Origin of the sequence: Limnohabitans sp. Hippo4 (genome assembly GCF_003063605.1) — a bacterium.
GTDB lineage: Bacteria > Pseudomonadota > Gammaproteobacteria > Burkholderiales > Burkholderiaceae_C > Limnohabitans_A.
Genome location: NZ_NESE01000001.1, coordinates 183351 through 206932 on the forward strand (window position 1 = coordinate 183351; position 23582 = coordinate 206932).

Annotated in this window: 18 protein-coding genes and 1 tRNA gene; 8 read left to right on the top strand and 11 right to left on the bottom strand. The window is 50.8% G+C overall.

Annotated elements, in window-relative coordinates; genetic code table 11:
• Positions 1–3: 3 nt before the first annotated feature.
• Positions 4–2277, bottom strand: a complete 2274-nt coding sequence (locus tag B9Z46_RS00800) for an arginine/lysine/ornithine decarboxylase (RefSeq protein ID WP_108254208.1) — start codon at positions 2275–2277, stop codon at positions 4–6.
• 118 nt (positions 2278–2395) lie between these two features.
• Between B9Z46_RS00800 and B9Z46_RS00805 the strand changes: the two genes are divergently transcribed.
• Together B9Z46_RS00805 and B9Z46_RS00810 are read left to right on the top strand one after the other, a co-directional pair.
• A tRNA-Ser gene (locus B9Z46_RS00805) sits at positions 2396–2486 on the top strand.
• A gap of 44 nt (positions 2487–2530) precedes the next feature.
• Positions 2531–3787, top strand: a complete 1257-nt coding sequence (locus tag B9Z46_RS00810) for an MFS transporter (protein ID WP_255416900.1) — start codon at positions 2531–2533, stop codon at positions 3785–3787.
• Here the strand turns inward: B9Z46_RS00810 and B9Z46_RS00815 are convergent.
• Genes B9Z46_RS00815 through B9Z46_RS00830 form a run of 4 tightly spaced genes read right to left on the bottom strand, consistent with a single transcriptional unit; the run spans position 3784 to position 9431 of the window.
• Positions 3784–5556, bottom strand: a complete 1773-nt coding sequence (locus B9Z46_RS00815) for an ABC transporter ATP-binding protein (protein WP_108254210.1) — start codon at positions 5554–5556, stop codon at positions 3784–3786. The genes B9Z46_RS00810 and B9Z46_RS00815 overlap by 4 nt on opposite strands.
• A gap of 26 nt (positions 5557–5582) precedes the next feature.
• Complete coding sequence (locus B9Z46_RS00820; protein WP_055360728.1) at positions 5583–6641, bottom strand: ABC transporter permease; 1059 nt, start codon at positions 6639–6641, stop codon at positions 5583–5585.
• 24 nt (positions 6642–6665) lie between these two features.
• Positions 6666–7604: an ABC transporter permease gene (locus B9Z46_RS00825; RefSeq protein WP_055360727.1), complete on the bottom strand. Its 939-nt coding sequence runs from the start codon at positions 7602–7604 to the stop codon at positions 6666–6668.
• Positions 7605–7616: 12 nt separating this feature from the next.
• Positions 7617–9431, bottom strand: a complete 1815-nt coding sequence (locus tag B9Z46_RS00830; protein ID WP_158268376.1) for an ABC transporter substrate-binding protein — start codon at positions 9429–9431, stop codon at positions 7617–7619.
• Between the two features lie 240 nt (positions 9432–9671).
• On the opposite strand from B9Z46_RS00830, the gene B9Z46_RS00835 reads away from it, so the two are divergent.
• Positions 9672–11702, top strand: a complete 2031-nt coding sequence (locus tag B9Z46_RS00835) for a M3 family metallopeptidase (protein ID WP_108254212.1) — start codon at positions 9672–9674, stop codon at positions 11700–11702.
• A 100-nt stretch (positions 11703–11802) separates the two neighbouring features.
• Here the strand turns inward: B9Z46_RS00835 and B9Z46_RS00840 are convergent, their stop codons facing one another.
• The 3 genes from B9Z46_RS00840 to B9Z46_RS00850 form a co-directional block, all read right to left on the bottom strand.
• A complete protein-coding gene (locus B9Z46_RS00840) occupies positions 11803–12969 on the bottom strand; it encodes a branched-chain amino acid ABC transporter substrate-binding protein (protein ID WP_108254213.1) in 1167 nt (388 codons plus the stop codon).
• A 120-nt stretch (positions 12970–13089) separates the two neighbouring features.
• Positions 13090–13533 (bottom strand): DNA polymerase III subunit chi, encoded by a 444-nt coding sequence (locus B9Z46_RS00845; RefSeq protein ID WP_108254214.1) that lies wholly within the window; start codon positions 13531–13533, stop codon positions 13090–13092.
• Between the two features lie 17 nt (positions 13534–13550).
• Positions 13551–15020, bottom strand: a complete 1470-nt coding sequence (locus B9Z46_RS00850) for a leucyl aminopeptidase (protein ID WP_108254215.1) — start codon at positions 15018–15020, stop codon at positions 13551–13553.
• A gap of 23 nt (positions 15021–15043) precedes the next feature.
• On the opposite strand from B9Z46_RS00850, the gene lptF reads away from it, so the two are divergent.
• The 5 genes from lptF to B9Z46_RS00875 all read left to right on the top strand — a co-directional run bounded on the left by lptF (position 15044) and on the right by B9Z46_RS00875 (position 19845).
• The gene (gene lptF / locus B9Z46_RS00855; protein WP_108254216.1) at positions 15044–16153 is read left to right on the top strand and encodes an LPS export ABC transporter permease LptF; all 1110 of its coding nucleotides are present in this window, start codon (positions 15044–15046) and stop codon (positions 16151–16153) included.
• The gene (gene lptG / locus B9Z46_RS00860; protein WP_055360720.1) at positions 16150–17256 is read left to right on the top strand and encodes an LPS export ABC transporter permease LptG; all 1107 of its coding nucleotides are present in this window, start codon (positions 16150–16152) and stop codon (positions 17254–17256) included. The genes lptF and lptG overlap by 4 nt, the downstream gene beginning before the upstream one ends.
• A 21-nt stretch (positions 17257–17277) precedes the next feature.
• Complete coding sequence (locus tag B9Z46_RS00865; protein ID WP_108254217.1) at positions 17278–17661, top strand: sirohydrochlorin chelatase; 384 nt, start codon at positions 17278–17280, stop codon at positions 17659–17661.
• A 71-nt stretch (positions 17662–17732) separates the two neighbouring features.
• Entirely contained in the window at positions 17733–18674 is a 942-nt protein-coding gene (locus tag B9Z46_RS00870) for a CysB family HTH-type transcriptional regulator (RefSeq protein WP_055360718.1), read from the top strand.
• Between the two features lie 10 nt (positions 18675–18684).
• A complete protein-coding gene (locus tag B9Z46_RS00875; protein ID WP_233245866.1) occupies positions 18685–19845 on the top strand; it encodes a pyridoxal phosphate-dependent aminotransferase in 1161 nt (386 codons plus the stop codon).
• Here the strand turns inward: B9Z46_RS00875 and def are convergent.
• From def to B9Z46_RS00890, 3 genes are read right to left on the bottom strand one after another with little or no spacing between them, the layout of a single operon-like run.
• Positions 19842–20381, bottom strand: coding sequence for a peptide deformylase (gene def / locus B9Z46_RS00880; protein ID WP_108254219.1), 540 nt, complete (start codon positions 20379–20381; stop codon positions 19842–19844). The two genes, B9Z46_RS00875 and def, sit on opposite strands and share 4 nt — an antisense overlap.
• Positions 20368–22485, bottom strand: a complete 2118-nt coding sequence (gene ligA, locus B9Z46_RS00885) for an NAD-dependent DNA ligase LigA (protein WP_108254220.1) — start codon at positions 22483–22485, stop codon at positions 20368–20370. Before ligA ends, def begins: the two co-directional genes overlap by 14 nt.
• Positions 22486–22526: 41 nt before the next feature.
• Complete coding sequence (locus B9Z46_RS00890; RefSeq protein WP_108254221.1) at positions 22527–23573, bottom strand: cell division protein ZipA C-terminal FtsZ-binding domain-containing protein; 1047 nt, start codon at positions 23571–23573, stop codon at positions 22527–22529.
• Positions 23574–23582: the final 9 nt, after the last annotated feature.

Sequence of the window (23582 nt, forward strand, 5' to 3'; positions counted from 1 at the left end):
TGATCAATCGACGCGAACGCAATCAGCGTAGTAACGCTTTACACCGTCTTCGCCCTTCTCTTCCACCAAACCGTGAATGTCGGTTTCAAAGCCAGGACACTGCAGATTGAACTCACGAGAGAACTTCAAATAATCCACGATCTTCTTGTTGAAGACTTCGCCGGGCACCAACAATGGAATACCTGGAGGATAAGGTGTCACCAATCCCACGGTGATGCGGCCTTCCAATTCATCGATGGCCACGCGCTCTGTTTTGCGACGGGCAATTTGCGCATAGGCATCTGCCGGGGTCATGGCAGGCGTGAGGTCGGACAAATACATTTCCGTTGTCAGGCGTGCGATGTCATATTTGGCGTACAGCGCGTGAATGTGCTGGCACAAATCACGCAAGCCCATGCGCTCATATTTGGGCTGCTTCTGGCAGAACTCCGGCATGATGCGCCACATAGGCTGGTTGCGATCGTAGTCATCTTTGAATTGCTGCAAGGCAGTCAGCAAAGAATTCCAGCGACCTTTGGTGATGCCAATGGTGAACATGATGAAGAAGCTGTAAAGGCCGGTCTTCTCAACCACCACGCCATGCTCTGTCAAGAATTTGGTCAACACGGAAGCCGGTATGCCCGTCTTGTCAAACTTGCCATCCAAATTCAAACCAGGGGTCACGATGGTGGCCTTGATGGGGTCTAACATGTTGAAGCCATCGGCCATCTGACCAAAGCCATGCCACTTGCTGCCCTTTTTGCGTGAATCGCTGCGAATGATCCAGTCCTCAGCGCGTCCAATGCCCTCATCGACCAAGTTCTCGGGGCCCCACACTTTGAACCACCAGTCTTTGCCGTACTCGTCATCCACTTTGCGCATGGCACGGCGGAAATCCAAAGCTTCGGCGATGCTCTCTTCCACCAAAGCTGTACCGCCAGGAGGCTCCATCATGGCCGCAGCAACGTCGCAGCTGGCAATGATGCTGTACTGAGGGCTGGTGCTGGTGTGCATCAAATAGGCTTCATTGAACAGGTGCCTGTCCAACTTTGTATTTTGAGAATCCTGAATCAACACATGGCTGGCTTGGCTGATACCCGCCAACAGTTTGTGAATGGATTGAGTGGCATAGACCACAGAATTCTTGGGACGTGCGCGCTTCTTGCCCATGGCGTGGTAGGTGCCATAAAACGGATGGAACGCTGCATGAGGCAACCAAGCTTCGTCAAAGTGGAGGTTTTCAACATAGCCATCCAGCATGCCCTTGATGGTCTCGGTGTTGTACAGCACACCGTCATAGGTCGACTGCGTCAGAGTCATGACGCGTGGCTTGACCTTTTTGGCATCAATGCCTTTGAGCAAGGGGTTGGCCTTGATCTTGGCTTGGATGTTGCTCACTTCAAATTCACTTTGAGGGATAGGACCAATGATGCCGTAATGGTTGCGCGTGGGTTTAAGGAAAACAGGAATCGCGCCAGTCATGATGATGGCGTGCAAAATTGATTTGTGACAGTTGCGGTCAACCACCACCACATCGCCAGGTGCCACGGTATGGTGCCAAACCATCTTGTTGGACGTGCTGGTGCCATTGGTCACAAAGAAACAGTGGTCGGCGTTGAAGATGCGCGCCGCATTGCGTTCGCTCTCGCCAATCGCGCCGTTGTGGTCCAACAACTGGCCCAATTCTTCAACAGCATTACAGACGTCAGCACGCAACATGTTTTCACCATAAAACTGGTGGTACATCTGGCCTACAGGACTCTTCAAAAAGGCGACACCACCTGAATGGCCTGGGCAGTGCCATGAGTACGAGCCGTCTTCTGCATAGTCGAGCAGGGCTTTGAAGAATGGCGGTTGAACACCTTCCAAATAACTTTTGGCTTCACGGATGATGTGACGAGACACAAACTCAGGCGTGTCTTCAAACATGTGAATGAAACCATGCAATTCACGCAAGATGTCATTGGGAATGTGGCGCGAGGTTTTGGTTTCACCGTAAATGTAAATGGGCACATCTGCATTCTTACGGCGCACTTCTTCAATGAAGGCGCGCAAACTTAAAACGGCAGGGTCAAGGTCTGGGCCTGGTGTGAACTCTTCATCGTCAATCGACAAAATGAAGGCACTTGCACGCGATTGCTGCTGCGCAAACTGTGACAAGTCACCATAACTGGTCACACCCAAGACTTCAAAGCCCTCGGTTTCAATGGCCTGAGCCAAGGCACGGATACCCAAACCTGAGGTGTTCTCAGAGCGGTAGTCTTCATCGATGATGACGATCGGAAAACGAAATTTCATAGGGGACCTGCCTTGGGTCAAAAATTGGACAACAGGGGCGAAGTGTAATGAATAAACGGGCCATCAGAAGCGGTTTGGGTCAAGAATGTGCCTCTAAACTGCTATACTTGCGGGCTTCGGAGCGGTGGATGAGTGGTTTAAGTCGCACGCCTGGAAAGCGTGTGTGGGTTCATAGCCCACCGCGGGTTCGAATCCCGCCTGCTCCGCCAAATTCAAACCCCGCTAGAACCTTGTTTTAGCGGGGTTTTTCCTTTTGAACATCTTTCGCAGTCCCCTCTTTCAAATTCCCGGCTACCGACGGATGTGGCTCTCCATTTTGTTCAGCAATTTGGGAGGTCAAATCACCATGTTGGCTTTGCCCCTCACAGCGGTGTTCCTGTTAGACGCCAGCCCCACCCAAATGGGCCTGCTCACGGCCATGGAAATTGCCCCCTTTGTGTTGCTCTCACTGCCAGGTGGCGTGCTCATTGATCGCATGCAAAAACTTCCCCTGTACATTGCCGGTGAAATTTTCATGGGCTGTACCTTGCTTCTCATTCCACTGGCGTGGGCGCTGGACATGCTCAACATGCCCTTGATGTATGCGGTCAGCTTTGCACTGGGCACTGTTTACACCATCGCCGGGTCGGCCTCTCAAATTGTTCTGACCCAACTTGTCGGACGTGAAAAACTGGTTGAAGCCTATTCACAAAACGCCATTGCTGGCTCTATGGCAGAAGTACTGGGCCCTGGCATGGCAGGTTTGTTGATACGCGTGTTTGGTGCGCCCTTGGCGTTGGTCATGGATGCTTTGCTTTTGATAGGCTCGGTGGTGATGTTGCGTGGCATCCGAATTCACGAAGTAGTTCCACCTCGGTCCACCTGGAAAGACCGATCATTCAAAGATGAATTGATGAAAGGTGTGAACTTTGTCAAATCACAAAAAATGCTCATCGAAATGGCAGCCACAGTGGGTGCTTGGCAATTTTTTGCGCAATTGGCTTTGTCAGTTCAAATTATTTTTGCTGTCAAAGACTTAGGCTTAGACGAAACCTTGGTCTCAATGAGTTTTGTCGCATTGGGCATTGGTTCTGTGTTGGGCGGCATGGCGGGGCCCAAATTGTCATCGCGCTTTGGTCCTGGACCCGCGCTCATCTTGGGAATCGCCATCACATCGTTTGGATGGATCAGCTTGTTGGCCCTAGAAAGTTACTTGCCAAGTTTGTTTTTGTTCTCTTGGATGCTTCTTTGTTTCAGTTGGGGCGCCACCTTGCTGTTTGTGAATTTCTTATCGCTTCGGCAATCATTTACGCCAACAGAACTCTTAGGCCGCATGACCACCACCATGCGTTGGTTGATTTTGCTACCAGCAGGTCCTGGCGCCATTTTGGGAGGCTGGATGGCCGAACACTGGGGCATGCGAAGCTCACTCGGCGCAGCAGGCGCAGGCACGCTTCTGGTGGTACTGATCGCCTATTCAAGGCCTTATTTGAAAAGCCTTAAGGCCTTGCCAGAAGCAAAAAGTGCTTAAACAGCCATCGCGTGCTGAACTTTGGGAACGGCGGCCAGCAGGGTTTGTGTGTAACTGTGCTGCGGCTTGGCATAAATGCTTAGCGCATCACCTTGCTCCACCACTTGACCCTTGTTCATCACCAACAAAGTGTCAGACATGTAACGCACCACTTCCAAATCGTGCGATATGAACAAATAGCTGAGCCCAAGGTCTTTTTGCAAGTCCTTCAACAGATTCAAAACCTGCGCTTGGACAGAAACATCCAAAGCCGACACGGCCTCATCCAAGATCACCACCTCTGGTGACAAGCTGAGCGAACGCGCAATGGCAATCCGCTGACGCTGGCCACCTGAGAACTCAAAGGGATAGCGCTTCAGCGCTGACGCAGGCATGCCAACTTTGTCTAGCAGCGCCAAAGATTGCTTTTCCCAATCGGCAGAACCAGCGCCAATGCCGTGCAACTGCATGGGCTCGCTCAAAATTTCACCCACGGTAAACCTTGGGTTTAAAGATGCATAAGGATTCTGAAAAACAATTTGAAGACGACGCTTGTACTTGGCAAACGCCTGATTCGACATCTCTAGCAAGTTCTGACCATCAAACAGCACCTTGCCTGCCGTGGCTTCATGCAAGCGCAACAAACACAGCCCCACCGTTGTTTTGCCAGAGCCCGACTCCCCCACCAAACCAACCGTTTGACCGCGCTGTAGTTTGAAGCTGACATCTTCAACGGCGACGAAATCATCACTCTTGAACCAATCGCCAGAACGTTTGAATACTTTGCGTAAATTTTGAACTTCAAGCAAAGCATGCTCAGATGCACTCATGGGAGCATCCGCTGCAGAGGCTGTGATGGTCACAATTTCAGGATTGTCTGAATTGTTTTGAGGTAGATGAGAGGTGGGTTGGGCCGACATCCAATCATCAATGGTTAACAAACGTTTGCCTTGTCGTTCTGCACTGGGTCTGCAACTGAGCAAGGCCTTGGTGTAGGGATCTTGAGGCGCACTGAAAATGGTTTTAACGGGACCGGCTTCACGAACCGTCCCTTTGCGCATTACCACTGCATGATCGGCCACTTCACTGACCAAGCCAAGGTCATGGGTAATGAACAACATGGCCATTCGGCGTCGCTCGCGCAGTTCAGCCAACAGCATCATGATTTGACGCTGCACAGTGACATCCAGCGCTGTGGTGGGTTCGTCTGCAATCAACAACTCTGGCTCACAAGCCAAGGCCATGGCAATCATGACGCGTTGCTGCTGTCCACCTGACAATTCATGCGGATACGCATGGATGCGTTTCTGCGGTTCTGGAATACCCACCTCCTCCAGCAAGTCGCGCGCACGGCTTAAGGCTTCTTTGCCGCTGATGCGCTTGTGAATTCGGAGCATTTCAGCCAGCTGATAACCCACGGTGTAAACAGGGTTGAGCGACGTCATGGGATCTTGGAAAATCATGGCGATTCGAGAACCGCGAATCAACTGCCACTCGGGGCGGCTGAGATTCAACAAGGAGCGTCCGTCGTAGTCAATTTTGGAGTGAATCGCCACCTTGGCATTTTGACTTGGCAAGAGCCCCATGATGGCCAAGGCGCTGACAGACTTGCCACTTCCAGATTCACCGACCAAGGCCACAGTGCGTTCACGTGGAATGACGAAAGAAACTTCTTCGACAGCTCTGACCGGTGCTTTGGATGCACTGATGAAATCAACTGTGAGATTTTTAACCTCCAACAAATTGTCGGAGATGTTGGCAATGGGTGGGGGTGTGCGACGTGTAGCCATGCTTGAAATAGTCTCTCAATATCGTCTCAATGAATCACTTTGGGATCGAGTGCATCCCGCAGTGAGTCTGTCAGCAGTGACAAGGCAGTCACAAAAATCGACATGGCCAATGTTGCTGCCAGCAATTGCCACCAAATGCCAACCAGCAAGTCATTTTGGGCTTCCGTCAACATGGTGCCCCATGACACACCATCCACTGGTACGCCAAAACCTAAGAACGACAAAATGACTTCGGCTTTGATGCATGAAACAGTCAGCAACGAAAATTGGACCAAGATCACGTGACTGACATTGGGCAAAATGTGCACAAACATGCGGCGGTTGTTGGATGCGCCAATGGCGTCTGCCGCCCTCACATAATCACGGTTTCGATGCTTCAGATATTCCCCACGCATCAGTCGATATGTACCAGTCCAACCCGTTGTCCCTAAAATGATGACCACAGCCATGGTGCCTTTGGTATTGAGGACAGCGGCAATTGCCAAGATCAACAAGATGCCTGGAATGGAGTGAAATACGTTGTACAGCCAATTGCTCAAATCATCCACGATGCCGCCGTACCATCCCGATACCGCACCCAACACAGAACCCAAGACGGTTGCCATGAGCGCTGCGGCCAATCCCACCAAAATACTGGTTTCAGCGCCTTTGATGGTTTTCGACAGCACATCCCTGCCCCATTTGTCAGACCCCATTGGCAAGCTGGTGGCCAATGCATTGACTTTGTCACCACTGGGCTTCACGGCTTTTTGAGCGGACTCCCATTGGGCGGCAATAGGATCGACGATGTCAGTGGGTGTAGGTTCATACAGCACAACTTCTGGCATTGATTTGGCGTTGTTTGCTGATTGAATGTCGCCCAGCGCCCAAGAAGGTGGTGCATGACTGACGGCCACCTCTTTTTCCCAATCGTGTGCAACAGAGCCCAACAAGGTCGACAAGACCAGCAGCAAACTGAGGACAACGGTGATGCCACTCCAGACCCCTACTTTGTCTGACTTGAAACGGCGCCAAGCTAAGGCCCAAGCACCTTCACTGGCGGCGATCTGCGGTACAGCAACCGCGTTTGAAATAGATGTTTGCATACAAAAATGAAATTCAATGATGCATCAGCGAAGCTGAACGCGTGGGTCCGTGATGCGATAGAGAACGTCGCCGATCAAGTTGAAGACCATGGTGGCAATGGCCACATAAATCGTGACGGCCTTGATGACCGGAAAGTCGCTGCGTTCGACCGCCAAAATGATTTCACGTCCCACACCAGGAATGCCAAAGAAGCGCTCTAACAAAAACGCTCCCAGCAACAAACCTGGCAAGTTTGAAATGACAAACGTGATCACAGGGATCAGCGCGTTGCGCAGCACATGGATGAACATCACCCGAGGCTCAGACAAGCCTTTGGCGCGCGCAGTGCGAACGTAATCTTGGTCAACCTCATCGAGCACAAAGCTTCTGAACAATCGCGTATTGGGCGCAATGCTGACCAACAAGCCCAACAGGATGGGAAGTGGCGCATAGGTTGTGATGTTTTTCCAGTAGTTGTCACTCCAACCTTGCACTGGGAACCAACCCAATCGATAAGCCAACACATATTGGCCCAGAATGATAAAGACCAAAATACTGACCGACATCAGCGCCGTGAAAACGACCATGGTGCCACGATCGATCGAAGATCCACGGACCCATGCCAATCCTACAGCCAGCACCAAAGCGATCAGTGTTTCAATGACCAGCAAAGGCGCCATCAAGGTCAGTGACGCGGGCAGGCGTGTGGCAAAAATATCGGCCACCGATTCCCCAGTGGTCCAACTGTTGCCGAAATTAAATGTGGCCACTTGTTGGACGAAGATCCACAACTGGATGTGCAAGGGTTGGTCCAAGCCCAATTCTGCGCGGATGCTGTCAATTTGCTCTTGATTGGAAAACAAGCCAGCCAACACGTAGGCCGGGTCACCACCGATCCAATTGAACAAGAAAAAAACCAGCAAAATAACACCCGCCAAAGTGGGAATCATTTGCCATAAACGGCGAAGGATGTAGGCACTCATGCTCAATCCCTCTTAAGGTTTTTGAATGTCATAGTAAATCCAATCACCCAAGATCAAGGGGTGTTTGCGGTAGCCCTCCACACGCTGATGACTGAGGCGTGTGGCAATGCCAGTTGAACTGAGACCCAACACACCATTGACTTCCATCAAACGGTACAAGTTGTGCAGAACTTTGGTTCGTTCAGGACCATCTGGCAAACGTTTGAGCTTTTCAAAGTTGGCGTCGTATTCGGCATTTTCAAAGCATGCGTAATTGTTTTGCCCAATGGTTTTGGAGTACAGCAACTTCATCACAAACTCGGCTTCAGATGAACGCGTCCAACCCAATGCCCAGGATGGAATGGCGCACTGCTTCCCCTGCTTCAGCATTTCTGGAAACTTGTCTTTTTTGACTTTGAGCCGAATGCCAATGCGGTCCATGGATTTTTTCCAAAGTTCATCGCGCTCACGGTCAATGGAAGAAGTCGAGGAATAAATGGTGAAGACCAAGGGCTTGCCATCGGGCATGCTGCGGTAGCCTTTGGCGTCTTTCTTGTAGCCAAACTCGTCAAGAAGTGCATTGGCAGACAGAGGGCTGAATTTCACCAAGCTTTTGTAATTGGGGTCGTGACCCGCAATCACGGGCGACACCATTTGCTGCGCTTTCACTGCTTGACCTTTGCGAATTACCCGAATTTCTTCATCCACATCAAAGCCCATGATGATGGCACGTCGCAGCGCAATCTTCTCGGGTGTGTAACCCCCAATGACAGGGTCTTTCATGTTGAAGAATTGGTAGCGAATGTCGGGCTCAACACTTCTGTACATGTTGACGCCTTGCGCCACCCATGTTTGCTGCAAATCATTTTTGGGCGTTAAAGCTTTTTCGATGAAGGAAGGCGGCACCGCCACCACGTCAATTTCTTTACCACTGAAGGCCAACCACATCGATTGCGGCTCTTCAATGATGCTCACCTCAACGCGACCCACTTGAGGCATTTTGCGACCTTGCATTTGACTGGCAATGCGCAGCTCTACAGGGTTGTTAGCAGGCGGTTCAAAATCCCAAACAAAGCCAGGGTACTCTGGGTTGGCTTTGAGAATGATCTTGGAACCACGGACCCATTTTTCGAGGATGTAAGGGCCCGTGCCCACCGGATTGGCCATCAACTCTTCAAATCCATATTTCTCCACCACTTCTCGCGCCATGCCGCCGGCAAAGGGATTGGTCAAGAGGGAAAGAAAATTGCGATCGGGTTGGTTCAGTTGAATGGCCAAGGTGTAACGATCAATGACATAAATGCCAGGATGACGTTGGTCATAATCAAATTTGCCGCTGGCAACAGCTTTTTTGCGGGCATCCGCAAAGCCGAAAATTTTGTCATCGAAATCTGAGACTTGGGGACTTCTGTTTTTAGGGTCTGCGTGCCTTAACAAGGTGTAGACAAAATCTTGCGCGATCAACTCACGGCGTTGGCCCTTGAAGGCTTCATGGGGCGTAAAAAACAAGCCCTTCTTGACTTTGAAGGTGTAAGTTCTGCCATCAGCAGAAACCTCTGGCATGGCTTCTGCAGCGTGCGGAACAATGCGCGTCGGCATGGCCATCCAGTCGTATGTCACCAGGGGCTGGAAAATTGCTGCGGTAATGGTGTTGGAATACAGATCATTGACACGAACGGGATCAAATCCAGTTTCGGTGCTTGGGAATGCAATTTTCAGAACCTTGTCTGGATCCGCAGGATTGGCTTTGGGATTTGGCCCTGGATTGGCAAAGGCCAATTGCGCGCAACAAAGCCCTACCAGGCCTAAGAAAGACAGGTGTTTTTTGAATTTCAGTTTCAAAAGCATGCCCCATTGATCCAATAGATCTAATCGCGTCGAAAACTCCACAGCCATCCTCTACAACAATGTTAAGACACAGATTCAGACACCGATAATGGGTCAAATTATTCAGCCCTGGAGAATAATCTAATTCAAAGAAGTTCCCTTGAACTTTTTAAAATTGAAGGGCTATTTAAGGGGCTTTGCCCCACACCTCAGGTAAACCCTTAAAGTCAAAATTCCGTTCGCACTCATCAAAATACTGACATGACCAATCCTTTATTGCAAACATGGCAAACGCCTTTTGGCATGCCCCCCTTTGAGTCGATTCAAGCGTCTCATTTTGAAGAAGCCTTTGACAAAGCCTTGTTGCAGCATCAGGCAGAAATTGCCGCCATTTCTAACAATTCAGAACCCCCAACGTTTGAAAACACATTGATTGCGCTTGAAGCCAGTGGCGATTTGTTGAATCAAACCTCCAATGTTTTTTTCAACCTCAGCGCCTCCCACAGCTCGCCTGACATTCAAAGCCTTGAAAGAAATCTAGCGCCCAAATTGGCCGCGCACAGTGCCGCGCTGTACCTGAATGCAGCCCTCTTTCAGCGCATTGATGCACTGAATCAAACCAAACATCAGCTTCAATTGGATGCTGAAAGCATTCGTTTGATTGAACGTTATCACTTGGACTTTGTGCGAGCAGGTGCCAAGCTCCAAGCAAAAGACCGCGAAAGCTTCGCTCAAAACAGCGAAAAGTTGGCCAGTCTGTTTACACAGTTCTCGCAAAATGTTTTGGCGGATGAGTCCAGCTTTTGCCTCACACTCACCAAAGACGAGGAGCTTCAAGGCCTGCCTTCCTTTGTGCGTCAATCTGCACAAAAACTTGCAAAAGACAGAGGTCTGACAGAACCCAACGCACATGCTTTCACTTTGTCGCGATCTTCCATCACGCCCTTCATGACGTTTTCGGAGCGACGGGACCTTCGCAAAACCATGTGGAACGCATGGTGCCAGCGGGGTGAGCATGCGGGTGCGCACAACAACGAGCCCATCATGAAGGAAATTCTCAAGCTGCGATTGGCGCAGGCTCGGCTACTGGGTTACAAAGATTTTTCGGAATATGCACTGGCAGACACCATGGCAGGTAGCGCCCAACAAGCGCGCGACTTGCTGATGCGCGTCTGGCAACCCGCTCGCTTGAAAGCTTTGCAAGAACGTGAAGACTTGAAAAAACTATCTGGCTTGAATGACCTTGAAGCTTGGGACTGGCACTTCTGGACAGAACGTGTCCGAAAAGAAAAATTTGATTTGAACGAAGCTGAAATCAAGCCCTATTTGCAACTGCACAAACTGATGCAAGCCATGTTTCATGTGGCCAACCGTTTGTTTGGCGTGAATTTCAAAGAAGTCAACAACATTGCCAAGTACCATGACACTGTGACGGGCTGGGAAGTCACAGATGCCAACGGCCAACATGTGGGTTTGTTCTTAAGCGACAACTTTGCGCGCAACACCAAACGGTCTGGCGCGTGGATGAGCACCTACCGTGATCCGATGCACCTCAGTACGTCGGTCAGGCCGATTGTTGTGAACAACAACAACTTCTCCCAAGGCCCCGAAGGTCAACCCACCTTGCTTAGCCTGGATGACGCCAGAACCTTGTTCCATGAATTTGGACATGGCTTGCACGGTCTGTTGTCACAAGTGCGTTTTCCAAGATTGTCTGGCACCAGTGTGTTGCGAGACTTTGTCGAATTTCCTTCTCAGGTCTACGAAAACTGGTTGATGCAGCCTCAAATTTTGAAGGAATTTGCGTTGCATGCTGAAACCGGCCATGCCATGCCCGATGACTTGATTCAAAAGATTTTGGATGCTCAAACTTTCAACCAAGGCTTTTCAACAGTCGAGTATGTTTCCTCTGCGCTGGTAGACCTGGCTTTGCATGAAACCACCGACCTAGACGCTTTGAACTTCAAGGACTTTGAAGCCCGCACGCTGAAGGCCATCGACATGCCACCGGCCATTGGCATGCGCCATCGCTTGCCGCATTTCTCTCACCTGTTTTCATCCAACAGTTATGCATCTGCCTATTACGTTTACATGTGGGCAGAAGTTTTGGACGCTGATGGCTTTGACGCCTTTTTGGAAGCAGGTGATTTGTTTGCACCCGAACCAGCCCACAAGCTTTACGAGCACATTTACTCAGCGGGCAACAAGCAAGATCCAATGCAAGCCTACATTGCGTTCAGAGGCCGTGCGCCCACTGTGACACCCTTGTTAACCAAACGCGGATTGGCCTGATCAGCAGCCAAGATCCAACAAAAAAGCCCCGACAGTGTCGGGGCTTGATAGGTGCAAAAAGTAGGGCTTGAAGGCCCTACTTTTTTGAGCCGGCTATGGCTTAACGAACCACAGCGATTTGTTCGCGCTTGCCACCTTTGTAAGTGTACAAAGTCAAAGCGCCGTTTTTGATGTCGCCTTTTTCGTCAAATGCGATGTTGCCAGTGACGCCTTTGTAGTTGATCGCTTTCAAAGCGGGCAAGTACTTGGCTGGATCGGAAGAACCGGCCGTCACCATGGCTTGTGCCATGACTTTCACAGCGTCATAAACGTAAGGTGCGTACACCTGCACGTCAGCGTTGAACTTGGCTTTGAAGTCAGCACGGAACTTGTCCATGCCAGCTTTTTGTTCGCCTTCAACACCACCGGCTTCAGCGCAGAAAACGTTTTCGTCGGACATGCCTTCAGCAGCCAATTTGGCCAATTCTGAAGTGCAGATGCCGTCGCCACCCATGAACTTGGCGTTGATGCCCAGTTGTTTCATTTGCTTGAGCATGGGGCCCGCAACAGCGTCCATGCCACCGAAGAACACGACGTCAGGCTTTTTGCCTTTGAGTGTGGTCAGAATGGAATTGAAGTCAGAAGCTTTGTCAGTTGTGAACTCGTGACCCACCAAGTTGCCACCAGCCGCTTTGACTGCTTTTTCGAATTCTTCTGCAACGCCTTGGCCGTAAGCAGTACGGTCGTCGATCACGGCAATGTTTTTGCCTTTGAGTGTTTCAACAGCGTACTTGCCCAATGTGCCACCCAAGTGCACGTCGTCAGCCACAACGCGGAAAGCACCAGCGTAACCTTGGCGTGTGTACTTGGGGTTTGTAGCGGAGGGAGAAATTTGGGGAATGCCAGCTGCGTTGTACAACTGTGATGCAGGAATGGTGGTACCAGAATTGAGGTGACCGATCACGCCTTGAACTTTGGCATCGACCAATTTTTGAGCAGCTGCAGTACCTTGCTTAGGATCGGCTGCATCGTCTTCTGCCAACAATTCAAATTTGACAGCTTTGTCGCCAATTTTGATGCCAGCTGCATTCAACTCTTCGATCGCCATTTTGGCGCCGTTTTCATTGTCTTTACCCAAGTGGGCAATGGCACCGCTGGTAGGGCCAACGTGACCGATTTTGATGACTTGAGCGTCATCACCACCTTTTTTGCCACAGGCAACAAGTGTCAAAGCAACAGCGGCTACAGCAACAGCTGTCAGAGGGGTCTTAAGGGAAGACAAGTTCATTCAAAGCTCCGAAATTAAAGTGGATTTGCTTCAATCAAGCAAGGCGTAACAATACCGCAAAAATGGGGGCTGTCAAAGAGGCTTTTCATGAATAAAGGCACTTTTTTGACAAAACCAAGCTCAGGCGGGTCCGCTGCTCGCCAAATCGTAACGATTGATTTGAAATCCAAGTTGGGTGTAGTGCTTCCAGCGCTGTCTTGCTGAGGCTTTGTCCTCATCGTCAGGGCCGACCACCTCAATCAATCGAGGCACTTGGTTCAAATCATGTGGGACAGAATGATTCAAATTTAAATAAACATCAAAGCCTTGCAAGCTCCGAAGTTGGACCCAATTTTCAGCCATGACAACAGTTGAACGATCAACACATTCGGGGGCTTCGCTGATCCAACAATGGGGCACAAAATCAGTTGGCCCCAGCTGCCACAAATCTTGATTGAGACGCTGAATCTTTGCGGACTCACCCCAAACACCCACACGTTTTCCTTGCGCATTGGCTTTGCGCAACAAACGGCTGAGGTACAGCCATTTGTCGGGCGCATTGAAATGAAAGTCAACTTGCGTCATTTGCAAATCTCATTGATTTACTTGGCGCGCGCTTTGGTCTTGCCTGTGGTTTCTTGAGACAACACATAGTTCAGCAAGAGGCCAACTGGACGCCCTGTAGCGCCTTTGGCCGCGCCACCCTTCCACGCCGTTGCGGCAATGTCCAAGTGGGCCCAAGGGTATTTTTGAGCAAAGCGGTGCAAAAATTTGGCACCAATGATGGCGCCACCGGGTCGACCACCCACATTGGCGACATCGGCAAAGTTGCTCTTCAAAGCCTCTGCATATTCGTCATCTAGAGGCATTCTCCAGCACAGGTCCATGGCGTCATCGCCAGCTTTTTGCAAAGCATCTGCCAGGGCATCTTCTGTGGCAAAGAGGCCAGATCGAACAGCGCCTAGCGCAATCACGCAGGCACCCGTCAGAGTGGCAATGTCAATCACCGCCTTGGGTTTAAAGCGCTCTGCGTACGTTAAGGCGTCGCACAAAATCAGTCGCCCTTCAGCGTCTGTGTTCAAAATCTCGATGGTTTGACCGCTCATGCTGGTCACGACATCACCAGGCTTGATGGCTGTGCCATCGGGCATGTTTTCGCAGGCAGGAATGAGGCCAACCACATTGACCGCTGGTTTCAAAATACTGAGTGACTTGAATACGCCAAGTACGCTGGCTGCGCCGCCCATGTCAAACTTCATCTCATCCATTTCTGGCGCCGGCTTCAGTGAAATACCCCCTGTGTCAAAGGTAATGCCTTTGCCAACCAAGACGGTCGGCGCTTCGGTTTTGGCAGCGCCTTGGTATTTCAACACGATGAAACGCAGAGGTTCGGCCGAACCCTGAGCCACAGCCATGAAGGATCCCATGCCCAATTTGGCCACTTCCTTGGGGCCGAGGACTTCACAGGAGATATGACTCGCTTTGGCCAAAGTTTGTGCCGCCTTCGCTAACAGTGTGGGGGTGGCGTGGTTGGCTGGCCGATTGGCCCATTCTTTTGCGAATTCGATGCCTTGCACCATGGCAATGCTTGTTGCAAAGGCATGCTGAAGCGTGGCATTGGCGCCCACAAGGCCCAAGTCAACTTGTTTTAAGTGACGCGCTACTGGATTCGATTTTGTGCTTGTGTAAACATAGGTTGAATCCGCCAAAGTCAGCACCGCGGATTGCAGGGCCTCTGCGGTCGTCGCTTCTGAAAAAACCATCACCGCATTGGCTGTTTTTGCTGTTTTGAGATGCGCAGCAACAGCCGCCACCGCTGTTTTTACGTCGGCCGCACGGGCTTCGCCTATTCCGACCATCAGAATCTTGGCGGCCTTCACGCCAGGTAACGCGTAGGCATTGAGCAGTTTCCCCGCCTCGGCTGACAGGTCCTTGGCCTTGATGGCTTTGCCAATCAAGTCAGAAAGAGGGTCTTTCCCTGCTTTAAAGTGCTTAGAAATGAGGACAATCAGGGTGTCCGTCGAAGATTTGGCAGCAGCTGCCAAGGAAAGTGTTTGTAATTTGAAGTTCATAATTGAGGTTTAGTAGCGCATCAATGTTATTCCATTCTTCCATTCGAAAAGACTTGGCTCGAAGTTTTGGTGCCACGGTCGTGGTTTTGGCCACCATCGTGATGACCATTATTTTGATCCGAACGCTGGGTCAAGCTACGCGCGGGTCGGTCAATCCCTCAGAAGTCATGTTGGTGATGGGCTTGACAGTCATCGGTCATCTGACCACGATTTTGACGCTGAGTTTGTTCATTGCAGTGGTGTCTACCTTGTCTCGCATGTATGCAGACAGTGAAATGGTCATTTGGTTTTCGAGTGGCAGAGGCCTCGTTTCTTTTTCAAAACCGCTGTTGAGATTTGCATGGCCTATCTTGTTGGCCATTGCTTTGCTTGCCTTGTTTGTCTGGCCCTGGAGCAACCAACAAATTCAAGACTTGAGGGATCGCTACGAACAACGCAATGACATCGAGCGCGTCGCACCCGGTCAATTTCAAGAATCCGCTGGTGGCAAGCGCGTATTTTTCATCGACAAGGACAGTCCTAACAATCAGACGGGGCGTCATGTTTTTGTTTCAAGCATTGAAGGTGCCATCGAAACCATCACCACGGCCCAGCAAGGTCAAATTGAATGGCATCAGGGCGAACGTTTTTTAAGCCTGCAGCAAGGGCAGCAAATGTTGCGCAATCATCAAACAGGTGAAGTACGCATCACCGAATTCAAAGATTACCAATTGTTGATCGACCCCACGTCCAAGTTGGTCAACACCGATGTTCAAAGCCGCATGATCAGCACCTTAGGATTGTTGAAAGCACCCACGGCCATCAACCTGGGTGAATTGTCCTGGCGCCTTGGATTGGCCTTTGCGGCATTCAACCTGATGATCATGGGCTTGGCGGTGGCCAGCGTCAATCCTCGCGTTGGTAAAAGTTATCACCTGGCTGTGGCCTTGTTTTGTTTTGTGGGCTACTACAACATGGTCAATGTGGGCCAAAACTGGATCGCATCGGGCAGAACCACCCTGCCCGCCTTCATGCTGCTGCTCCATGGCGGTGCTTTTTTGCTCGCCATCAGCTGGCTCACAGTTCGCCATCTGAATTTGTCTTGGCGAAGTTTGTTCACGCTAGTCCAGCCGAAAACCAGGAGTGCGGCATGAAAACCGTCCGAAAACTCATTCACAGCGAAATCATTCGCGCGGTCAGTTTTGTCGCTTTGGGCTTCTTGGCTTTGTTCGTCTTTTTTGATTTGGTAGACCAACTTCAAACCCTGAGCAAAAACAAGTTACAAGGCTATCAGCTGCAACATGCCTTGATGTATGTGGCCTTGCTGATTCCCAATCACTTGTATGAGTTGCTGCCTATCTCGGTCTTGATTGGCTCTATCTTTGTCATGGCGCGATTTGCGCAAAGTTCCGAGTTCACCATCCTTCGCACTGGGGGACTTGGACCTTGGCGGGCGCTGCAAACCTTGTTTCAACTGGGCCTGATTTTTGTCACAGTGACTTTTATTTTTGGTGATTACATTTCGCCTTGGTCCGATCGGCAAGCTCAACTTTTGAAGGCCAACTACCAAGGCCAAATTACGGTGGGTCAAACGGGCGCTTGGCTGCGTGAAAAACAAACTGATTCACAATTTGCTGTCAACGTTCGCGGCCTTAGTAGCACCGGTCAGCCAGAGAACATTCGCATCAGCGAGTTTGACAACGATGGACGTTTGAAATCGATCACCTTGTCTCCTCGCGCTGAATTCACTGACGACGGTGCTTGGCTGCTCAAGCCTGTCGATCGACGTGTGTTCCACATGACCCGTGGCGACGAAGCGCGCATTGAGGTCATTCAATTGCCTGAATGGAAATGGCAAACTGAGATCACTTCAGAAATGATCAGTGCAGCGCTACTGAGTCCAGATCGCATGAAAACGATTGATCTGTTTCAGTACATGCGCCATTTGGCGGCCAATGGTCAAAGCGCACAAAAGTACGAAATTGAATTTTGGCGAAAAGTTTTCTACCCACTCAGCTGCTGGGTGATGTTGACCTTGGCTTTGCCATTTGCTTATTTGCACTTTCGCTCGGGCAACATTGCTGGCTATGTTTTTGGTGGCGTAATGGCAGGCATTAGTTTTTACCTCTTGAACAATGTCTTCGGTTTCATGGGCAATCTGCAAAACTGGCAACCTTGGCTCACAGCTGCGGCACCGGCCATGATTTACAGCATCATTTCTTTGGCCACTTTTGGGTGGTTGGTTCTCAGGCAGTAAGGCTGCGTTGATTGGCAATTCATGACATCTCCATCTCGTCAGCAAGGCATTATTTTGTTTGCGCATGGCTCACGCGATGCCCTCTGGCGCTTACCCATTGAGGCCGTGGCTCAACGTATACAAACCGTGTCGCCCCAAACCGATGTCGCTTGCGCCTATCTGGAATTAACAGCGCCTGACTTGCCCACCACGGCGGCCATGATGATTGCGCGCGGCATTCAACACATCGTCATCGTTCCCATGTTTTTGGGTGTGGGAAGGCATGCCCGCGAAGACCTGCCCGTTTTGGTACAGCAGCTTCAAAAAGATCATGCAGACGTTCAGTTCGATCTTAGACGTGCCATTGGGGAGGAACCCCAATTAACGCAGGCCATGGCCAACATCGCCTTGGCTTCCTTGCCCTGATTGAAGCAGCAAAGCACGCCAGCTATAGATCTGTAAGGCATAATAAACACATTCTTACAGGGTTTATTGATATGAACTTACATCAATTCCGGTTTGTACAAGAAGCTGCACGGCGCAACCTCAACCTGACCGAGGCGGCCAAAGCGCTGCACACCTCACAACCAGGTGTCTCCAAAGCCATCATCGAGCTTGAACAAGAACTGGGCATCGATATTTTTGCCAGGCATGGCAAGCGACTCAAGCGGATCACAGAACCTGGCCAGCATGTGATGAAAAGCATTGAAGTCATCATGCGAGAAATCGGCAACTTGAAGCGCATTGGTGAGCAATACAGCGCGCAACACAACGGCACGCTGTCGATTGCCACAACGCACACGCAAGCCCGCTATGTCTTACCTGTGCCCGTTGCACGCCTGCGCGAACAATACCCTCAAGTCAACATCAGTTTGCACCAAGGATCACCCGATCAGGTCGCACGCATGTTGTTGGATGACACGGCAGAAATTGGCATGGCCACAGAATCATTGGCAGATTATGATGATTTGGTCACATTGCCCTGTTACGAGTGGCAACACATGTTGGTCTTGGCGCCCGACCATCCTTTGGCCAAGAAAAAACACCTGCATTTGGAAGACATAGCCAAAGAACCTTTGATCACCTACCACCCTTCATTCACAGGCCGCACACGCATTGACGCAGCGTTTGAAAGCAAAAAGTTGCATCCCAGAATTGCCCTGGAAGCCATTGATTCAGACGTGATCAAAACATATGTGCGATTGGGACTCGGCGTCGGCATCGTGGCTGAAATGGCTGTCAAAGACGATCCTGTCGGAGATTTGGTGGCGAGGCCTTTGGGCGACTTGTTAGGCAAAAATGTGGCGCGCGTGGCCTTCAAACGTGGCGCTTATTTGCGTAACTTTGTTTATCAGTTTGCCGAATTGTTGAGTGACCGATTGACGGCTGCTTTGGTTGCAAAAGCCATGACAGGCCATGTGAACGACTATGACATGTGAGGCAGCCATCATGACACCGCAAGTAACTTCCAAACATCCCAAGATGGGCACCACCATCTTCTCCGTCATGTCGGCCTTGGCGGCTGAAACTGGTGCTGTCAATTTAGGCCAAGGCTTTCCAGATTTTGAATGCGACCCCCACTTGGTCGATCAAGTGACGCAGGCGATGAAAGAAGGCCTGAACCAGTACCCGCCCATGCCGGGCGCGGCGCCCCTTAGAGAAGCAGTCTCCCAAAAAATTGAAGCCTTGTATGGTCGTCATTACGACCCTCAAAGCGAGATCACGGTCACCGCAGGTGCCACCCAAGCCATCCTAACGACCATGTTGGCTGTGGTTCATCCAGGTGATGAAGTCATTGTTTTAGAACCTTGCTATGACTGCTACGTACCTAACATTGAGATGGCAGGCGGCATAGTTGTACGTGTGCCGCTAACGCCTGGCACATTCAGGCCAGACTTCGTCAAAATTCAAGCAGCCATCACACCCAAGACCCGCGCCATTTTGATCAACTCACCGCATAACCCCAGCGGCATGGTCTGGCGTCACGAGGACATGCTCAAGCTTCAAGACATTTTGGCGCCCACCCAAGTGCTGTTGATCAGTGATGAGGTCTACGAACACATGGTGTACGCCCCATTGAAACATCACAGCGCTTCTAGTTATGCAGGTTTGGCGGCAAGGGCTTTTGTAGTGTCTAGTTTTGGCAAAACATACCATGTCACTGGCTGGAAAGTTGGCACAGTTGCAGCACCCGCATCGTTGACTGCTGAATTTCGCAAAGTGCATCAGTTCAATGTCTTCACAGTGAACACGCCAGTTCAGCATGCACTGGCCAGGTACATGCAAAATCCAAGGCCTTACTTGGATCTTCCGCAGTTTTACCAACGCAAGCGCGATTTGTTCAGAGACGGACTTTCCAAGACGAACTTCAAGATGTTGCCTGGTGAAGGCACCTATTTCCAATGCGTCGACATCTCTGAACTGTCTGTACCGGAAAAGAATTTGGGAGAGTCCCAATTCTGTCAATGGCTAACGCGGGAAATTGGTGTGGCCGCCATTCCCATGTCGGCCTTCTATGGAGATGGCTTTGACCAAAACGTGATCCGGTTTTGTTTTGCCAAACAAGACAGTACTTTGCAGTCTGCGTTGGCACGTTTAGCCAAGCTTTAAGCCGATTTTTCAGGGGCCAACTCGGGGAACAAAACTGAATTGAATCCAAACTTAGAAAAATCACGAACGCGCTGAGGGTACAAAATACCCATCAAATGGTCACATTCATGTTGGACCACTTTGGCATGGAAGCCCTCAGCGGTTCGGTCAATGGCGTTGCCCAATTCATCAAAACCTGTGTAGCGAATACTTTGCCAGCGAGGCACCACAGCGCGCAAGCCAGGCACAGACAAACAACCTTCCCAATCGTTTTGCAACTCATCACTCAATGGTGTGATGATGGGATTGATCAGCACGGTATAAGGTACTGGCGCAGCGTCGGGATAACGTGAGATGACTTGACCCGTGCCAAAAATAACCACTTGCACATCCCAACCGATTTGAGGTGCTGCCAAACCGGCGCCATGGGCCGCCAGCATGGTTTCTTTCATGTCTGCCAAACCTTGAATCAATTCGGGCGTGTTGAACTTTTCGATAGGTTGTGCAACGCGCTGCAAACGGGGATCGCCCATTTTTAATATTTCACGCACTTTCATCTTGATTTCCTTGAAGCAATTGAATCAAGCCCGCTTCATCCAAAACTGGAATGCCAAGGGCTACCGCTTTGTCTAATTTACTGCCGGCTTCTGCGCCCGCCACCACATAACTGGTTTTTTGGCTAACGGAACCCGCAACTTTGGCACCCGCAGCTTCCAGCATTTCTTTGGCTTCATCACGGCTGAGGGTAGGCAAAGTTCCGGTCAATACCACCGTTTTACCCGACAAAATTTGCAACTGTCGTTCTGCTGGTGGCCCCTCATCCCAATGAACACCACATGCACGAAGTTGGGCCACGATTTCTTGATGGTGGGCTTGTGCAAAAAAAGTGATGACACTTTTGGCAACCACAGGACCCACATCTGCAACTTGCAAAAGTGCTTCTTCATCTGCATTCATGAAAGCATCCAGGGTACCGAAGTGCCTTGCAAATTCTTTGGCTGTCGCCTCACCGACGTGACGAATACCCAAACCGTAAATGAAACGTGGCAGCGTCGTGGACTTTGAAGCTTCTAATGCTTTGAGAATGTTGAATGCTGACTTTTCAGCCATTCTGTCGAGTTGAACCAAGGCGGTCAGACCCATCTTGTACAAATCAGGCAAAGTATTGACGATCCCTGCGTCGACCAATTGATCAATCAATTTTTCACCCAGTCCGTCCACCTCTACGGCGCGGCGCTGGGCGAAATGCAGGAAGGCCTGTTTTTGCTGAGCTTTGCAAAACAATCCACCATTGCAACGGTAGTCTGCTTCACCCTCATCCCTCAGTGCAGGACTGCCGCAAACGGGGCAAATTTTGGGCATGGTGAATACCAGCGCTTCGGGCTTGCGCTGGTCCAAGACCACGCTAACCACCTCAGGAATCACATCCCCCGCACGGCGAACAATGACCGTATCACCTATTCGCACATCTTTGCGACGGGCTTCATCTTCATTGTGCAAGGTTGCGTTGGTCACAGTGACACCACCCACAAACACGGGGGCCAATTTGGCGACGGGTGTTAACTTGCCAGTGCGTCCCACTTGGACATCAATGTCCAATACCTGTGTCATTTCTTCTTGGGCTGGGTACTTGTGTGCTACAGCCCATCTGGGCTCGCGCGTCACAAACCCCAACTGCGCTTGAAGCCCAAGAGAATTGACTTTGTAAACCACGCCATCAATGTCATAGGGCAAGGCATCTCTTTCAGCGGCAATTTGCGCATGAAATTCAATCAAACCTTCCGCGCCTTGAACGCAGCGCGTTTGTTCTGCGACAGGAAAGCCCCAGCGTTTTAGGCTTTGAAGCAATTCATAGTGCGTTTGAAAGGCTTGAAATGCTGACGAGCCCTCTTTAACCTCGCCCAAACCATACGCAAAAAAACTCAAAGGACGCTGTGCAGCGATGTTGGAGTCCAACTGGCGAACAGCCCCTGCAGCGGCATTGCGTGGATTGACAAAAGTTTTCTCCCCTTTGGCGCCTTCCGCAATTTTTTGACGCTGCCGCTCATTCAAGGACTCAAAGTCATCACGGCGCATGTAAACCTCGCCACGAACTTCCAAAACATCTGGAACGTCTGATGGCAGTTGCAAAGGTATTTGACCGATGGTTCGAATGTTGTGCGTCACATCTTCACCAAACTCACCATCACCGCGTGTGGCGGCTTGAACAAGCACACCATGCTCGTAACGCAAGCTCATGGCCAAGCCATCAAACTTCAATTCAGCAACATAGTCAACTGCAGGATCGGCATCGCTCAGGGCCAGCTCTTTCCGCACCCGCGTATCAAATGCAATGGCGCCACTAGATTCGGTGTCGGTCTCTGTGCGAATGCTCAGCATAGGCACTTGATGGCGAACGGTCTGAAATTCAGGCAGCACAGAGCCGCCGACGCGTTGGGTCGGTGAATCGGGTGTTCTCAAATGGGGGTGTGCAGACTCCAGCGCTTGCAACGCACGAAACAAACGATCGTATTCAGCATCAGGTACCTCGGGCGCATCGAGGGTGTAATAGCAATGCGCGTGATGGTGAAGCTGTCTTCTTAAGTTCGCTGCTTGCTCAGCGACATCCGCAGCAGGTGACGCTTTGCCATCGTTAGGATCTGAAAATAAATCTAGATTCACGGTCTAACCATGCCGAGTCTGAGGGGCAAAAACGCAAACGCTTAGGAGAACAAGCGTCGTGCTTGAGGCGAACCTGCAGAAAGCTCTCGCTGATCGAGGGCGTCGTACAGTTGCTCCAAGTCGGCTGCAATGGCGTTCAAGTCATCGTCAGTTAATGCGTGTCCTGCACCGTCTGTGATCACGCCATCCATTTCGTTCCCCAAGATGCGGGCTGCTTCACGCAAGCGCGCAAACGCATGCTCATCACGAGGTACTTGTGGCACATCCAAGCTCAAAGTGAACTCACGAATGGCAGACAAGGCAGGGTCATCGGCCATGGCAGCCTGAGAATCAAAGGACAAAGACAAAATGGGTGGCAAGCCTTGTACAGGCGCAGCCAACACCATGCGGCCGGGAATAACGCCCGCCACAAAACCCCATCGCGCAGCATGCTGTTGAATGTAGCCAGGACTCCAAGCAGATGACGTTGCACAAATGGTGAAGCTCAGTTGCGCGTCATGCTCACTGGCAAATTGATCCAACTCGCGCCCACGTGCCACCTCTTCCAACATGTCTGGAAACTCAGGGGCACCATTGATAGCGTCGGCAAAAGCTTGGGCTTTGATGACGAATTCAGAAAATTCAATTTCGTTCAAGGGGCCCACGCGATTGGCCAATTGCACACCCGCTTGAAATGAGTGATATCGGCGGCCTGCAACAGGGGTCTCCCATTCACCACTGGTGTCACTCAGACCTTCAACGGCAAATGGCTTTGTTCCGACACGGCGGGTAGCAGGCAAGGCTGCCAAGGCTGCATCGCCAGACACTGCCGCGTCGACTTCAATGGGAGCAATGACGTCGATCAGCGCATCCAAAGGTGGCTTTTTATCGGGAACAGGCAAAACATCCAAAGCATCGTCCAAGAAGCTGGGATCCTTGGGTCCAGCGGATGGATCTGGCTCGTGAATTTGAAGGCCAGGGTCTTGCGCGGCAGAATCTGGATCAGCTTGCCTCGGTGCATTTTGGCGTGCTATCCAAAAGTTGTACAAAACAACTCCCACAAGTGTCAAACCACCGACCAAGGCCAAACTGTTTTGCAATGAGCTCATGTGTGATGT

Bases quoted from the DNA above. Each gene is read 5' to 3' on its own strand.
- B9Z46_RS00875 (WP_233245866.1), top strand. From the start codon at position 18,685: ATGACACCGCAAGTAACTTCCAAACATCCCAAGATGGGCACCACCATC.
- B9Z46_RS00870 (WP_055360718.1), top strand. From the start codon at position 17,733: ATGAACTTACATCAATTCCGGTTTGTACAAGAAGCTGCACGGCGCAAC.
- B9Z46_RS00825 (WP_055360727.1), bottom strand. From the start codon at position 7,604: ATGAGTGCCTACATCCTTCGCCGTTTATGGCAAATGATTCCCACTTTG.
- lptF (WP_108254216.1), top strand. From the start codon at position 15,044: ATGTTATTCCATTCTTCCATTCGAAAAGACTTGGCTCGAAGTTTTGGT.
- B9Z46_RS00835 (WP_108254212.1), top strand. From the start codon at position 9,672: ATGACCAATCCTTTATTGCAAACATGGCAAACGCCTTTTGGCATGCCC.
- B9Z46_RS00815 (WP_108254210.1), bottom strand. From the start codon at position 5,556: ATGGCTACACGTCGCACACCCCCACCCATTGCCAACATCTCCGACAAT.
- B9Z46_RS00820 (WP_055360728.1), bottom strand. From the start codon at position 6,641: ATGCAAACATCTATTTCAAACGCGGTTGCTGTACCGCAGATCGCCGCC.
- lptG (WP_055360720.1), top strand. From the start codon at position 16,150: ATGAAAACCGTCCGAAAACTCATTCACAGCGAAATCATTCGCGCGGTC.
- B9Z46_RS00865 (WP_108254217.1), top strand. From the start codon at position 17,278: ATGACATCTCCATCTCGTCAGCAAGGCATTATTTTGTTTGCGCATGGC.
- def (WP_108254219.1), bottom strand. From the start codon at position 20,381: ATGAAAGTGCGTGAAATATTAAAAATGGGCGATCCCCGTTTGCAGCGC.
- B9Z46_RS00800 (WP_108254208.1), bottom strand. From the start codon at position 2,277: ATGAAATTTCGTTTTCCGATCGTCATCATCGATGAAGACTACCGCTCT.
- B9Z46_RS00845 (WP_108254214.1), bottom strand. From the start codon at position 13,533: ATGACGCAAGTTGACTTTCATTTCAATGCGCCCGACAAATGGCTGTAC.
- B9Z46_RS00830 (WP_158268376.1), bottom strand. From the start codon at position 9,431: ATGCTTTTGAAACTGAAATTCAAAAAACACCTGTCTTTCTTAGGCCTG.
- B9Z46_RS00840 (WP_108254213.1), bottom strand. From the start codon at position 12,969: ATGAACTTGTCTTCCCTTAAGACCCCTCTGACAGCTGTTGCTGTAGCC.
- B9Z46_RS00890 (WP_108254221.1), bottom strand. From the start codon at position 23,573: ATGAGCTCATTGCAAAACAGTTTGGCCTTGGTCGGTGGTTTGACACTT.
- B9Z46_RS00850 (WP_108254215.1), bottom strand. From the start codon at position 15,020: ATGAACTTCAAATTACAAACACTTTCCTTGGCAGCTGCTGCCAAATCT.